11 protein-coding genes are annotated in these 13354 nt (G+C 73.1%); 3 read left to right on the top strand and 8 right to left on the bottom strand.

Translation table 11 applies throughout. From position 1 onward, the window contains the following. Positions 1-32: 32 nt before the first annotated feature. The 5 genes from dnaK to WME76_RS08110 form a co-directional block, all read right to left on the bottom strand. Complete coding sequence (gene dnaK, locus WME76_RS08130) at positions 33-1862, bottom strand: molecular chaperone DnaK (protein WP_061619411.1); 1830 nt, start codon at positions 1860-1862, stop codon at positions 33-35. A gap of 279 nt (positions 1863-2141) precedes the next feature. Then, entirely contained in the window at positions 2142-3965 is a 1824-nt protein-coding gene (locus tag WME76_RS08125; RefSeq protein WP_437959609.1) for a DnaJ domain-containing protein, read from the bottom strand. 98 nt (positions 3966-4063) lie between these two features. Next, entirely contained in the window at positions 4064-4666 is a 603-nt protein-coding gene (locus tag WME76_RS08120) for a hypothetical protein (RefSeq protein ID WP_437959608.1), read from the bottom strand. Continuing rightward, the gene (locus WME76_RS08115) at positions 4666-5520 is read right to left on the bottom strand and encodes a hypothetical protein (RefSeq protein ID WP_437959607.1); all 855 of its coding nucleotides are present in this window, start codon (positions 5518-5520) and stop codon (positions 4666-4668) included. Before WME76_RS08115 ends, WME76_RS08120 begins: the two co-directional genes overlap by 1 nt. Further along, positions 5517-6191 (bottom strand): RNA polymerase sigma factor, encoded by a 675-nt coding sequence (locus WME76_RS08110; protein WP_437959606.1) that lies wholly within the window; start codon positions 6189-6191, stop codon positions 5517-5519. The genes WME76_RS08115 and WME76_RS08110 overlap by 4 nt, the downstream gene beginning before the upstream one ends. A gap of 305 nt (positions 6192-6496) precedes the next feature. Between WME76_RS08110 and WME76_RS08105 the strand changes: the two genes are divergently transcribed. The 3 genes from WME76_RS08105 to WME76_RS08095 all read left to right on the top strand — a co-directional run bounded on the left by WME76_RS08105 (position 6497) and on the right by WME76_RS08095 (position 9717). Then, positions 6497-7423, top strand: coding sequence for a rhomboid family intramembrane serine protease (locus WME76_RS08105; protein WP_437959605.1), 927 nt, complete (start codon positions 6497-6499; stop codon positions 7421-7423). Positions 7424-7565: 142 nt separating this feature from the next. Beyond that, the gene (locus tag WME76_RS08100) at positions 7566-8270 is read left to right on the top strand and encodes a PA14 domain-containing protein (RefSeq protein ID WP_437959604.1); all 705 of its coding nucleotides are present in this window, start codon (positions 7566-7568) and stop codon (positions 8268-8270) included. A 127-nt stretch (positions 8271-8397) separates the two neighbouring features. Further along, positions 8398-9717 (top strand): GTP-binding protein, encoded by a 1320-nt coding sequence (locus WME76_RS08095; protein ID WP_437959603.1) that lies wholly within the window; start codon positions 8398-8400, stop codon positions 9715-9717. Between the two features lie 30 nt (positions 9718-9747). On the opposite strand, the gene rodA is transcribed toward WME76_RS08095, so the two are convergent. Genes rodA through WME76_RS08080 form a run of 3 tightly spaced genes read right to left on the bottom strand, consistent with a single transcriptional unit; the run spans position 9748 to position 13354 of the window. Next, positions 9748-10881 carry a rod shape-determining protein RodA gene (rodA, locus tag WME76_RS08090; RefSeq protein ID WP_437959602.1) on the bottom strand — a complete coding sequence of 378 codons (1134 nt, stop codon included), beginning with the start codon at positions 10879-10881 and terminating at the stop codon, positions 9748-9750. Further along, the gene (mrdA, locus tag WME76_RS08085) at positions 10878-12833 is read right to left on the bottom strand and encodes a penicillin-binding protein 2 (protein WP_433935566.1); all 1956 of its coding nucleotides are present in this window, start codon (positions 12831-12833) and stop codon (positions 10878-10880) included. The genes rodA and mrdA overlap by 4 nt, the downstream gene beginning before the upstream one ends. After that, the gene (locus WME76_RS08080) at positions 12830-13354 is read right to left on the bottom strand and encodes a hypothetical protein (protein WP_061608177.1); all 525 of its coding nucleotides are present in this window, start codon (positions 13352-13354) and stop codon (positions 12830-12832) included. Before WME76_RS08080 ends, mrdA begins: the two co-directional genes overlap by 4 nt.

The following is a 13354-nucleotide window of genomic DNA, read 5'->3' as shown; positions in this document are numbered from 1 at the left end:
ACCGCATTGTCTTCCCTCATCGCGGCCACGGTTCACCCCTGCGGCCGGGCTACGACACCCTTGAACATCCGGTGGGTGCGCGAGAGCGCCTCCATCTGCTCCTTGACCGCGGCCGCGTCGCGCCGGCCGATGGCCTGACGCGAGCGGTCGACGATCCCGCGCGCCTTGCCGATGGCGTCGCGGCCGAAATCGCTCGACGCCACGATCTGCTCGACCTGCGGGAACATGCGCTCGATCTCGGCGATGAGCTTCTCGGCCTCCTGCCGGACGCCCTCGAACTGGTCGCTCGCGCGGCGATCGACGAGGTACTCCTTCGCCGCCTCCATCATCTCGCCGACCTCCTCCTTCGTGAGGCCGCTCGAGGCGGTGACCTGGATCGACTGCTGCTGGCCCGTCTCCAGATCCTTCGCGCTCACGGAGACGATGCCGTCGCTGTTGATCTCGAACGTCACCTCGATCTCGACCTGGCCCTTCGGGGCGCGGCGCAGGCCGGTGAGGATGAACTCGCCGAGCAGCTCGTTGTCGGTCGCCTTCGTGTGCTCGCCCTGCATGACCAGGATCTTGACCGCGGTCTGGTTGTCGCGGCTCGTCGTGAAGATCTTCGACCGGGCCGTGGGCACGGTCGTGTTCTGCGGGATGAGCTCCTCGAAGTTGGACCCGAACGTCATGATGCCGAGCGCGTGCGGCGTGACGTCGAGCAGGATCATCTGCTTCGTCTCGTCCACGAGCGCGGCCCCCTGCACCGCCGCGCCGAGCGCGACCACCTCGTCGGGGTGCACCCCCTTGCACGGCTCGCGCTCGAAGAAGTCGCGCACGGCCTCCTGCACCCGCGGCATGCGGGTCATGCCGCCGACGAGCACCACGTCCTCGATCTCGTCGCGCTCGAGCCGCGCGTCCTCGAGGGTCTGGCTGCAGATCTCGATGCACCGCTCGACGAGGTCCTCGCACAGCCCCTCGAGCTCGGCCCGCGAGAGCGTGCGCTGGAGGTGCAGCGCCTCGTTCCGCGCGCTCGAGATGATGAACGGCAGGTTGATCTCGGTCTCGAGCACGCTGGAGAGCTCGCACTTCGCCTTCTCGGCCGCGTCCTTGAGCCGCTGGAGCGCCATCCTGTCCTGCCGCAGGTCGACGTCGTGCTGCTCCTTGAAGCCCTGCACCAGCCAGTCGATGACGCGCGCGTCGAAATCCTCGCCGCCGAGGAACGTGTCGCCCGCGGTGGCGATGACCTTGAAGACCCCGCCCGCGCCGATCTCGAGCACCGAGATGTCGAAGGTGCCGCCGCCGAGGTCGAACACGGCGATCGTCTTCTCGACGTTCTTGCCGAACCCGTACGCGAGCGCCGCCGCCGTCGGCTCGTTGACGATGCGGATGACGTCGAGCCCCGCGATCTGGCCCGCGTCCTTCGTCGCCTGCCGCTGGTTGTCGTTGAAGTAGGCGGGGACGGTGATCACCGCCTTCGAGATCGGCTCGTTGAGGTAGTCCTCGGCGAACAGCTTCATCTCCTGGAGGACCATCGCGCTGATCTCGGGGACCGAGTACGTCTTGTCGCGCAGCTGGATGCGGACGTCCCCGTGCGGCCCCTCGACGATCTTGTACGAGGCGGTCAGGATCGCGTTCTTCACCTGCGGGGACGACCACTTGCGGCCGATCAGCCGCTTGGCGGCGTAGACCGTGTTCTCGGCGTTGGTGATCGCCTGCCGCTTCGCGATGTGCCCGCAGAGCCGCTTGCCGGCCTCGGTGATCGCGACCATGGACGGCGTCGTCTTGTACCCACCGCGATTCGGGATGACGGTCGGGACGCCCTCCTCGACGATGGCAACACACGAGTTCGTGGTGCCAAGGTCAATGCCGATGACACGCTCCATCGATGCCGCTGCTCCTCTTGTGATCTTCGGCCCGAACGGCCGCCGAGGTCACGATGCTAGAACGTTTCGCGGAGCCGAGCGGGCCAATCGTGCGGTGCCCCCGCGGAAGTCGGCGCCTCCCCGCCCACCCCGGGTCGGCGCGGCGGAGCCATCACGCGACGAGCGGCCACGACGCACACGCGCGCGCACCTGTCGACGCCTGAAGGAAACAGGGCTTCGTCCCTCGCGAAATTCAGCCGCCGGGGAGCCGAAGCGCCGGCGGGATCTGCGGCGGCGGCACTAGACTTGCTTCCCGTATCGCTTCGCCTGCTCGCGCGCTTGCGCGACGAGGCCGCGCAGCCTGGGCTCGTTGCCCGCCAGCTCGGCGGCGCGGTCGAACTCGCCGTTCGCGCTCTTCGCGAGCGCGGCGGCCGAGTACGCCAGCGCCAGCGTCAGCCGGTACTCCACCGACGAGGGCACGAGCTCGACCGCACGCCGCGCGAACTCCACCGCGCGCCGCGTGTTCTCGCCGGTCTGCAGCGTCGCGTAGGCGACCCGCTCGTGCGCGCCGGCGTCGTCGGGGCGACCGTTACACACCTTCGCGTAGCTCAGCGCCGCGTCGAACCAGCGCCCATTCTGCGCCTCGTAGTGGGCCTGCTTGAGGTAGCCGTCCGCCAGCGTCGCCGCCGCGAGGCGCTGCGCGTCGGCCGACGCCTTCTGGAGCGCGACGTCGTCCGGCGCGAGCGACGCGGCGATCCGGTACGCGTTGGCCGCGGCCGCGTAGTCGTTCCGCTCGAGCGCGACCCGGGCCGCCTCGGCGTGCCGGGCGATCTGGTTGCGCAGCGCCTCGCTGCGCGCGGCGTCGTACCGCGCCTTGAGCGACTCGACCGCCCGCATCGACTCGGGCGAGCGGAGGCCGGCCGGGGCCCTCGGCGTGGTCACGACGACGGTCGTCGCGACAGGCGCCGCAGGAGACGCCGCGACCGACGCCGCGGCGGTCGCCGCGGAGGGCGCGCCCGCCGGCCCGCGCCGCAGGCCCCCGGTGAGCTTGCGCGCGAACGTCTCCCGTCGATCCTTCGCGCTCGGCGCGGGCGCGACCGGCGCGCTCGCCGCCGCGGCCCGCGCCGGCGCGCCGCCGTCCGCCGAGCTCCCCTCGTGGGACGGCGGCGCGGGCGTCGCGGCCCAGGCGGACGTCGCGGGCGCGGCCTGCTCCGCGGCGGGCGGGCGCGCAGCCGCCTGCTCCGCGGCGGGCGGGCGCGCAGCGGCCTGCTCCGCGGCGGGCGGGCGCGCAGCGGCCTGCTCCGTGGGCGCGCGGTCGGAGGAGTAGCGCCCGGGAGACGCGGCCACATCGCGCGGATCGGCGAAGGCGGCGCGCACCGAGGCGTCGACGGCGGTGGTGATCGTGGCGATGTCGCGCGGCGTCTGCTCGATGAGCGCCGCCATCGCCCGGTTCTTGTGGGTCTGCTCGAGGTACCCGTCGTACTCGGCGCGCCGCTGCTTCGACGTCAGCGTGTCGTGCGCGAGCGTGACGCGCGTGAAGATGGCCTCGATCTTCTGCTTGTACGAGCCGAGCTGCTTCCGGAAGTAGGTGTCGGGGTGGAACTCCGGCGCGAGCAGGTAATAGGCGCTCTTGATCTGCTTCTTGTCCGCCTGGTCCGAGACGCCGAGCAGCGCATAGTGGCTGAGGTCATCGAGCCGGTAGTAGAGGTCGAGGATCCGCCGCTTCCGCTCGGGGGTGAGCTCGACCGGCTCGTCGAGCTCGGCAGGATCGTAGAGCGGCGGGGATTCCACCTGATGGAGCGCATCCCGGCCGAGCGGCGGGACCGGCTCGCCCCCGGATGACATCGCCCTGTCCGCGTCCGCCGCGCCCCCGCGCCGCCCGGCGTCGGAGGCGCCCCGCGGCGGAGGCTGCCCGGCGACGTCGCCGTCCAGCGTGATCGCGCCGAGGTCGCGCAGGCGTCGCAGCGTCTCCACGGTGTCGGCGTGCGACATGCCCGTGATCAAGGACAGATCCCGATCGGTCAGGACGCCGTCGATCCGGGAGAGGAGAAACGCCTCCGCGGGTTTCAGCGGGAGCGACTTGAGGTCGTACCCGGGCTTAAGCCTTGGAACACGGAACGTCATCGGCTCGGGCAGCGGCCCCTCTCGACGAGTCTAGCGAGGAACGCGCGCGCGTCGCAATTGCAGACCACGGCGGCCGCGCGCTTCCTCGGACGCGCGCTTCAGCGCGGGTTTTCGGGGGCGCTCTTCAGGGCCTCGGTGATAACCTGGTCCTGGATCGAGATCGCGCGCTCCAGCAGCCCGACCGCGCGCTTGCGGACCTGCGCGGCCGCCTCGCGCTCACCCCGCTCGTCCAGCGACTTCGCGCGGCGCTCCTCGACCACGCCCGCCACCTCGTAGAGGTGGCCCTGGAAGTGGGACGGCGCGGGCGCCAGCGCGAGGCCCGCCTCGACGTCGCGCGCCGCGGCGTCGAACTCGCCGGCCTCGCCCCGGATCTCCGCCAGGCGGGCGTAGGTGTCCGCGATCACCTCGGCGACCTCCGGCGGCGTGCCCGGCGGCCTCGGCGCGGCGATGATCCCCTCGAGGGCTCGGATCGCGGCGGCGCGATCCCCGGCGCCGAGCGTCACGTCGGCCGTGTGGTGCGCCGCGCGCGCCCTGGAGAGAAAGGCGAGCAGCGTCGGGTCGACGACCTGCGTCGGGGCGCACGCGCACGCCGACTCGCCCCGGGCGCCGGTGGCGCGCGCCTGCGCGTCGTCGCGCGCGCACCCGACGTGCGCGGCCGCGAGCAACGCCAGGCAGGCGGCGGCGAGGCGAGCGCGCAGCATCAGCGCACCCCCCACGCCGCGTAGCGGTTCTGGCGCAGATCGGACGCGCGCGCGGCGGCGATGCGGTCGATCCGCGCCGTGTGGCCGCCCTCCCTGGGGAACGGCGCGGCCGGATCGAAGAGCGCGGCGGTCGAGCGCGCCTCGATCAGCGGGAGCAGCGGCGCGGCCGCCGCCGCGGCCTCAGCGGCGGGCGGGCGCGCGCCGGGAGCGTGCGCGACGGGGGCGCGCTCTTGCCGGATCTCGCCGAAGAGCAGCGCCGCGGCCGCCGCGGCCGCGGCGAGGGTCGACAGCGCCGCCATCGTGACCGGCGCGATGCGCCTGGCGCGCGGCGCGGGCGCGGCGCGGAGGGCGCCCTCGACGAGCGCGCGACTCCGGAGCTCCGGGAGCTGCGCCGGGCGCCACGCGGCCCGGAGCGCGACGGCGAGCTCCGCGAGCGCGTCGCTCGGGCCGCGAGTCCCCTCGCCTCCGGCGCCGCCCCCGCGCCCCGGCGCGCCCTCGGCCCTCGGCTCGAGCGCCTCCCGCAGGCGCTCGGCGGCGCGCCGCTCGGCCCTGGTCGGCGGCGCGTCCTCGTCGCCGAGCGCGCGCGCGAGCAGCGCCTCGTGGTCCGCCCTGTCGAGCCCGACAGGGCGGGCCGCCGCGCGGAGCGCGTCCGCGAGCGGGACCTCGCCGCGATCGAGCGCCTCGGCGAGCTCGCGCGCCGCGCGCAGCTCGGCGGCTCCCGCGGGCGCGAGCGGATCCTCGTCCGGCGCCGCGACGAGCGCCATGTGCCGGCCGTGATCCGCCCCGGCGCGGCGCTCCAGCGCCTCGTCTCCAGCCGTCGGCGCGCGGGGTCCCGAGGGCAGCCGCGGCTTCATCGCGACCCTTCCTTGGGCTCCGCGCGCGACGCGGCAACCCCCGCGGCGAGCGCCTTTTTCAGCGCGGTCATGGCGCGGTGCAGGACGACATCGAACGTCGCCACGCTGACCCCGAGCGCGAGCGCCACCTCGTCGCGAGAGCGCTCCTCGAGCACCCGGAGCCGGATCGCCTCCGCGTAGCGCGGGTTGAGGCGCCCGAGCGCGTCCTCGACGCGCGCCCGCGCGTCCGCGAGATCGCGCTTCTCGCAGAGCTCGACCTCGCCGCGGGCGGTGAGATCGGTCTCCGCGGCGTCGATCTCGCGCTGCAGATCGTCGGGCTCGAAGAGCGCCTCGCGGCGGCGCGCGCGGAGCATGTCGAGCGCGATGCGCAGCGCGATCACGCGGAGCCAGGGGTAGATGCCGCAGCTCTGCCACTGGAACTGGGAGAAGCGCTCGACGACGCGCGCGTACGTCTCGGCCAGGGCGTCCTGCGCGGCCGCGTCGGAGCCGAGGCGGGGGAGCAGCACCGAGCGGTACAGCGCGGGCCCGTACCGGCGGAGCAATAGGCCGAGCGCGGCGCGATCGCCCTGCGCGGCGCGCTCGCACTGGAGGCGCTCCGCCTCCAGATCCGGCCTCACTGCTGCCACGGCGGTCACGGCCGCGACGATACCCGGACGTCGAGAGGATCGCACCGGTGACCGCCTCGCGCCCGCGGCGGGACAGCGCGCCCGGCGGCCCAGGAGCGTGGGAGCGCCGCCGAGGTGCGGCCGCGCGCCGCCGCGAAGGGGCCATGCGGCGGCGAGGACCGGGCGCGGGAGGGCTGCCGCATTCACACCTCGACAACGGGCCAAACCCGTGGACCTTACGGCCAGGAGCCGCCACAGTGTGCCGGCCTGGGCGGCCGTGCGTCCGCCGTGAAAGGAGCCCTGGTGACCGTCGATACACGATTCACGCTGCGCGCACGCCCCGGGGCTGGGCGGCGGGTCGGGCTCGCCCTGTGACGGCGGGACCGCCTGGCGAGCGGGGGCGCTCGCTGCACTGCGCGCGCTGCAGCGCCCTCAACGGCAGAGATTTCGACCGGTGCATCCGCTGCGGCGCGCCGCTCCTCGCGCCTGCGGTCCACGCGGCGCCGGCGCGAGGGCGCCTCGACGGGCGGAGCCTGCTCGCGACCAAGGTGCTCGTCGGGATCACCGCGTTCGTGTTCGTGGGGCAGATGGTGGCCGCGCACGCCCGCGGCCTCGGCCTGCTCTCGGGGTGGGACGCGTCGAACTACCTCCGCTTCGGCGCGCTCCTGATCCTGCCCGGCGCCTCGTTCGAGCCGTTCCGCCTGCTCTCCGCGGTCTTCGTCCACATGGGCGTCCTCCACTTCGCCATGAACATGATGACGCTCGGCATGCTCGCCCGCGCCGCCGAGCCCGCCGTCGGCTCGGCGCGGTTCGCGATCGCCTACGTCATCACGGGCCTGTTCGGCTTCGCCGCCAGCGCCGGCTGGAACATCCTCGTCCAGCCCGAGGTCGTGTGCACCGCGGGCGCGAGCGGCGCTGTGTTCGGCGTGATGGGCCTGCTGCTGGGCTGGCTCGTCCGCCGCCGCGATCCGCGCTGGAAGGACCTGGCGCTCCAGGCCGTCTTCTACATCGTCCTCTTCGGCTTCGTCGTGAACGCGTCGAACACAGGGATCCGCATCAACAACGCCGCGCACATCGGCGGGCTGATCAGCGGCGCGCTGCTCGGGGCGATCTACGCGGTCCCGGGGCGGCGCCGGTACGAGGGTGTGGTGAACGCCGGCGCGCTCGCCGGCGTGCTCGCCTGCGTCGCCGCGCTCGCCCTCGCCCAGCGCTCGCCGATCTGGCGCGCCGCCGAGTCGCTCGAGGGGCTCTCGGAGCTGGAGCCCCCCGGGATCGAGGAGCGCCTCGAGCAGCCCTGAGACCGGGGCGGCCGGGTCGCGCGCGGGCGGGCTCGGGGCGTGGCGCGACGCTGATTGCCGCGCCCTGCCCGAACGTCTAAGCGGCATCCTCGCATTCACGTGGGGGGCGGGCCCGTGCGTCCGTTCCCTCCCAGGAGACGTCATGGTCCGAACCTCATCGCGCATCGCCTCGTGCGTGCTCGCCGCGTCGCTCCTCGGCGGCTGCCATGTCACCATCCAGAGCGGCGAAGGGCCGGCGGAGGCCTCACGGCCGCCCCCGCCGCCCCCCGCCAAGACGGCCTCCCGGGGGCGCAAGCCGGCGAAGCCCGACCCGGAGCCGGCGCGCCGCAAGCAGCCGAAGTGGCGCCTGCCCGCGAGCAACGCGCCGCGCATCACCGCCCCGAACGCCTTCGGCAACGGGGAGGGCGGCGCCTTCCGGGGGCTCGCGTACGTGATCCCCGAGAACACGAAGAAGGTCCCGAGCTTCGACGGGCTCGTGCCGTTCGCGATGCTCTTCACGGACAAGTTCGAGGTGAAGTCGCAGGCGTTCTCCGGCGGCTTCCCGGGCGCGCTCGTGCAGAACGAGTGGTTCGCCCTCCGGTTCGAGGGCGAGTTCCAGGTGCCGAAGGAGGGCGTGTACCAGTTCCGGCTCACCTCGGACGACGGCGCGATCCTCTACGTGGACGACAAGCGCGTGGTCGCGAACGACGGCATCCACACCGCGAAGACCGAGGACGGAGAGACCCGGCTCGCCGAGGGGACGCACCGGCTGCGGCTCGACTACTTCCAGGCGGCGCGGGGCACTGTCGCGCTGATGCTCCAGATGGGACAGAAGGACAAGTTCGAGCCGCTCGTCGGCCTCCGCTGACGACGCGCGGCGTGCGGCCGCCTGGAGCGTGGATCATGCGGTCCCGGGGGGGGCGCCGCGCTCCGGCGTGCGCGCGCGCACGCTTCGGCGCCCTCGATCCCCTTTTCGTGTATCGTCGCCGCCGCCCATGGCGTCGGTGAACCCACTGTCGCGCGAGCTCGTATTCAAGATCGTCTATTACGGGCCCGGTCTGGGCGGCAAGACGACCACGCTGGAATACCTGCACGCCACGGCGAAGCCGGAGTACCGCGGCAAGCTCGTGTCCCTCGCGACGCCGGTCGACCGGACGCTCTACTTCGACTTCCTGCCGGTCCGGCTCCCCCAGCTCCGCGGGATGAACGTGCGGCTCCAGCTCTTCACGGTGCCGGGGCAGGTCTACTTCAACGCGACCCGCAAGCTGGTGCTCACGGGCGCCGACGGCATCGTCTTCGTGAGCGACTCGCAGGCCGTCCGGGCCGACGCGAACATGGAAAGCCTGGAAAACCTGCGCGACAACCTCGCCGAGCAGGGGCGAGAGCTGCGGCAGGTCCCGCTCATCTTCCAGCACAACAAGCGGGATCTGCCCGAACTCCTCCCGCTGGAGGACCTCGACGCGACGCTGAACCCGTTCCGCGCCTTCTCGCTGGCCACCTCGGCGAAGACGGGGCTCGGCCTGTACGAGGGGCTGGAGGAGATCAGCGCCGCCGTCCTGCGCGCGTTCGAGAGCCGGCTGCCCGACGCGATGGGGAGCGGGCTCGGCGGGTTCGACGCCATCGAGGGCGGGCTCGTCACGGCCCTGCGCGACGCGTCGCCGCCGCCGTCGGCGCCGCTCGACGCGGTGATCTCGCGCCTCGCGCCGCCCAGCAAGCCGTGGTCGACGATGCCCCCGGACTCGACGATCGGCGACCCGAGCGAGGGCGAGGCCGCTCCCGGCGCGACCGGGCTGCCGAGCTTCGGGGCCGCGCAGCGCAGCGCCGGAGGGCCGCGCAGCGCCGGCGTCCGGGAGCCGGCGAGCCGCGAGATACCGTCGTCGCTGCGGCTCGCGGCGCGGCGGCTGGCCGCGTCGGCGGAGGCGCCGGCGACCGCGCGCGCGGACGGCCCGTCCGCGGCGACGAGGCACCTCGCGCAGCCGGGCCTGTCGTTCGTGGCGCTGTGGCCGACCGCCGAGCGCGAGGTGGTCGCGGAGATCGAGGCGGCCATCGCCGCGGAGCGGTACGCCGTGGCGGTCGCGCGCTGCGACGCGATCGTCACCGAGATCTTCGACAGGGCCGCGGAGCTCGCGGGCGCGAGGGAGGCGTCGCGCGACCCCGCGGCCGTGCCGGCGCTGCTCGGCCTCGACGGGCGCCGCTACCTCGGGTTCCGCGCGGCGGTCCGGAGGGCCCGCTCCGGCGGCGAGGTCACCGAGCGCGACGCGCTCAAGGCGTTCGCCTTCGTCATCGACGCGCGCCTCGCCGAGAGCGCGGTCTGACGTGGCCGGGGGGCGCGCCCCCCCGGGACCTCACAGCCGATCGAGCGAGGCGACGCCGGAGTAGCGGCGCATCGATACGCTCATGAGCAGCGCGATCGCGACCATCACCGTGGTGACGCTCGATCCGCCGTAGGAGAACAGGGGCAGCGTGACACCGACGACCGGCAGCACGCCCGACGTCATGCCGAGGTTGATGACCGCGTGCCAGAAGATGATCGCCGCGCAGCCGACCCCGAGCACCGCGCCGAAGCGGTCCTTGGCCATCGACGCGATGCGGATCCCCCACACGACCAGGAACGCGTAGAGGCACACGAGGACCACGCACCCGACGAACCCCCACTCCTCGGCGAAGACGGGGAACGGGAAGTCGGTGAACTGATCCGGCAGGAAGAGGAACTGGTTCTGGGTGCCCCTCAGGTACCCGTTGCCGAACAGGCCGCCGTTGCCGATCGCCACGCGCGAGTGGTGGGCGTGCCAGCCGCGGTGCAGCAGGTCCTCCTCGGGGTGGAGGAACACGAGCACGCGGGCGCGCTGGTAGTCGAGCAGCACGTACTCCCAGACGATCGGGATCGCGATGACGATGGACACGACGAACAGCGCCGCGCTCCGCCAGCGCACGCGCGTGACCGCCGCGATCGTCAGGAAGACGAAGACGAGGATGAGCGCCGTCCCGAGATCGGGCTGCTTGAGCACGAGGAGCGCGGGCACCGCGGTCAGCGCGGCCGGGATCGCCAGGTCGCGCAGGGTGCGGCCCTCGTTGCGCGGGTCGTCGTGCAGGTACTTCGCCAGCGCGATGACCAGGAACACCTTCATGAACTCGCTGGGCTGGAAGCGGAAGGCGCCGAACTCGATCCACCGCGCGGAGCCGCGCACGTCGCGCGCGAGCACGAAGACGAGCGCCAGCGAGAAGACGCCGAACGTGTAGAGCACGTACCCGAGGCGCTCGAGGTGCCGGTAGTCGACCGCGATCAGCACGCCGCCGATGATGCCGCCCATGAACAGCCAGTAGACCTGGCTGATGTAGAGCTCCGCGCGCGACCCCGAGTAGACGCTCGTCGCGCTGTAGAGGTTGACGACGCCGAGCAACGCGATCGACACCGCGGCGATGAAGAGCGGCCAGTCGAAGTGGTCGCGATCGCGCGAGAGAGAGTCGCCCCGGATCATGGCGTGCGCCCCGACGCGGCGGGCGCGCGGCCCGCGCTGCTCTTGCCCGCGCGGGGCCCCTCGTTCGGGCCGCCGCGCCGCTCCTTCGCGAGCTCCTGGTACGCGCGGACGACCTCGAAGGCGACCGGCGCCGCGTGCTTGCCGCCGGCGCCGCCGTGCTCGACCAGCACGACGACGGCCACCTCGGGCGCGCGCGCCGGCGCGTAGCCGGCGAACCAGGCGTGCTCACGGTTGAAGTACCAGACCCGCTCGGCCTCGACGCCGCGGGTGAGCCGGTGCGAGACCTGCGCGGTCCCGGTCTTGCCCGCCATCTCGACGCCGGCGACGCGCGCCTTGAAGGCCGTGCCGCCCTCCTCGTTCACGCCGGCGACCATCGCCTTGTGCACGAGGGTGAGGTTCTCCGGGCGGATGTCGATCTGGCGGCGGACGCGCGGCGTGAACTCCTGCACGACCGTGCCGGCGCTCGTCTCGACGGCCCGCACGATCTGCGGCTGGTAGAGCGTGCCCCCGTTCGCGAGCGCGGCGTACGCGAGCGCGAGCTGGAGCACGGTGACCGTCGTCGCGCCCTGGCCGATCGCCGCGTTCAGGCCGAAGCCGAGGCGGAACTGGCCCTTGTTCCGGAGCGTCATCCACGCCCGGGTCGGCATCCTGCCGCCCGCCTCGGCGTTGATGCCGAGCCCCGTGCGCGCGCCGAGCCCGTAGCGCTGCCCCATCTCGGCGATGACATCCATGCCGACGCCGTACTCCGCCGCGAGCCGGTAGAAGAAGACGTTGCACGACTCGGCGATCGCCTTCTGCATCGCGACCGGGCCGTGGACGTGCGTGCACCGGAAGGTGCGCTTGCCGAACGTGAGGGCGCCGCGGCAGCGCGTGGACTGGCGCGGATCGATGAGCCCCTTCTCGAGCGCCGCCAGCGCGGTGAACGGCTTGAACGTCGAGCCGGGCGGGTACGCGCCGGAGAGCGTCTTGTCGAGCGCGGGCTTCAGCGGATCGGAGTAGAGCCGCCGGAAGGCGTCGCGGATGACCTGCTTGCCCGAGCCGCCCGAGAGGGCGTTCGGGTTGTAGCCGGGCTTCGAGTAGAGCCCGAGGATCCGCCCGGTGCGCACGTCGATGACCGCGACGCCGCCGGCGAGCTCGCCGCGCATCGCCTTGTCGATCGCCTTCTGGATGTCGGCGTCCAGCGTGAGCCGGAGATCGCGCCCGGGGATCGGGTCGACCCGCCGCGGCTCCTCGATGATCCCGTCGCCGCCCGCCCGGCGCCGCCCCTTGGCGTCGACGAGCACCTTCTCCCAGCCGCGCGTGCCGCGGAGGTAGCTCTCCCACGCGCGCTCGATCCCGGTGACGCCGATGCGGTCGCCCTCGATGTAGCCGACGCTCCGGAGCGCCGCGAGCCGCTCGGCGTCCACCTCGGCCATGTAGCCGAGGACGTGCGAGCCGACCTCCTCGTAGGGGTAGTAGCGCACCGGGACCGGCACCACGTCGACGCCCGGCAGCTCGGCGTCGTGCGTCGCCAGCGTCGCCACCGCGTCGCGCGAGATGTCCTCCTTCAGCAGGATCTGCTGGCTCTTGCGCGGGCCGTCGTCGGCGCGGATCGCGGTGATGAGCGCCTCGAGCCGGGCGCGCTCCTCGATCCCGACGCCGAGGTACTCGACGAGCTTCGGCCAGGTCGTCTCCATGTCGAGGCGCCGCGGGACGACGTACACGTTGTACGAGGGACGGCTCGCCGCGAGCACCTTGCCGTTCTTGTCCCGGATGATGCCGCGCGTGGTGGCGAGCGTCACCCGGCGCACGATGTTCTCCCGGGCGACGGCCTTGTTCTCGTCGGCCTCCAGGATCTGGAGGTAGAACATGCGCCCGATGAGCACCATGAAGCCGACGACCATGCCGAGCGCGATCCACCGGAAGCGCCGGCGGAACTCGCTCACGTCGGAGCGCTGGACGAGCAGGCTCACCGCGGGCTCTCCCCCGGCCGCGGGACGTTGATCGTCGCCTGGTGCACGCGCTCGGCCAGCCGGAAGACGAACGGCGCGAAGATCGCCGTCGACACCGCGTGCGGCGCGACGAGCAAGGCGAGCGCGCGCGGGCGCGCCGCGTCGCCCCCGAAGATGGCGGTGAGGATCACGATGAGCACCCCCTCGACGAGGCCGAAGACGAAGGCCAGCGCGATCTTGGTGAGCAGCGTCTGCGCGGCGAGCCGGACGCCGGCCGCCCGCGACACGACGAAGGTCGCGACGGTGATGAAGGTGAACAGGCCGACCGGCGCGCCGGCGAAGAGGTCGAGCAGGTACCCGAGCAGGAACGCGAGCGCGGCGCCGCGCGCGATCGAGTACTCGTGCACCCCCATGAACACGACGAGCGGCAGGAGCAGGCTCGGCGTGGAGCCCGGGATGTTCAGCTTGCCGATCAGCCGGAACAGGTTCGACTGCACGATCAGCAGGGCAGCCCCCATGAACAGGAACGCGGAATTCCTCAT

Source organism: Sorangium sp. So ce119 (assembly GCF_051524405.1).
In the GTDB taxonomy this organism is placed as follows: domain Bacteria; phylum Myxococcota_A; class Polyangia; order Polyangiales; family Polyangiaceae; genus Sorangium; species Sorangium cellulosum_G.
This window is presented reverse-complemented; position numbering and strand designations above follow the sequence as displayed.

Bases quoted from the DNA above. Each gene is read 5' to 3' on its own strand.
- dnaK (WP_061619411.1), bottom strand. From the start codon at position 1,862: ATGGAGCGTGTCATCGGCATTGACCTTGGCACCACGAACTCGTGTGTT.
- WME76_RS08125 (WP_437959609.1), bottom strand. From the start codon at position 3,965: ATGACGTTCCGTGTTCCAAGGCTTAAGCCCGGGTACGACCTCAAGTCG.
- WME76_RS08120 (WP_437959608.1), bottom strand. From the start codon at position 4,666: ATGCTGCGCGCTCGCCTCGCCGCCGCCTGCCTGGCGTTGCTCGCGGCC.
- WME76_RS08115 (WP_437959607.1), bottom strand. From the start codon at position 5,520: ATGAAGCCGCGGCTGCCCTCGGGACCCCGCGCGCCGACGGCTGGAGAC.
- WME76_RS08100 (WP_437959604.1), top strand. From the start codon at position 7,566: ATGGTCCGAACCTCATCGCGCATCGCCTCGTGCGTGCTCGCCGCGTCG.
- WME76_RS08095 (WP_437959603.1), top strand. From the start codon at position 8,398: ATGGCGTCGGTGAACCCACTGTCGCGCGAGCTCGTATTCAAGATCGTC.
- rodA (WP_437959602.1), bottom strand. From the start codon at position 10,881: ATGATCCGGGGCGACTCTCTCTCGCGCGATCGCGACCACTTCGACTGG.
- WME76_RS08080 (WP_061608177.1), bottom strand. From the start codon at position 13,354: ATGAGGAATTCCGCGTTCCTGTTCATGGGGGCTGCCCTGCTGATCGTG.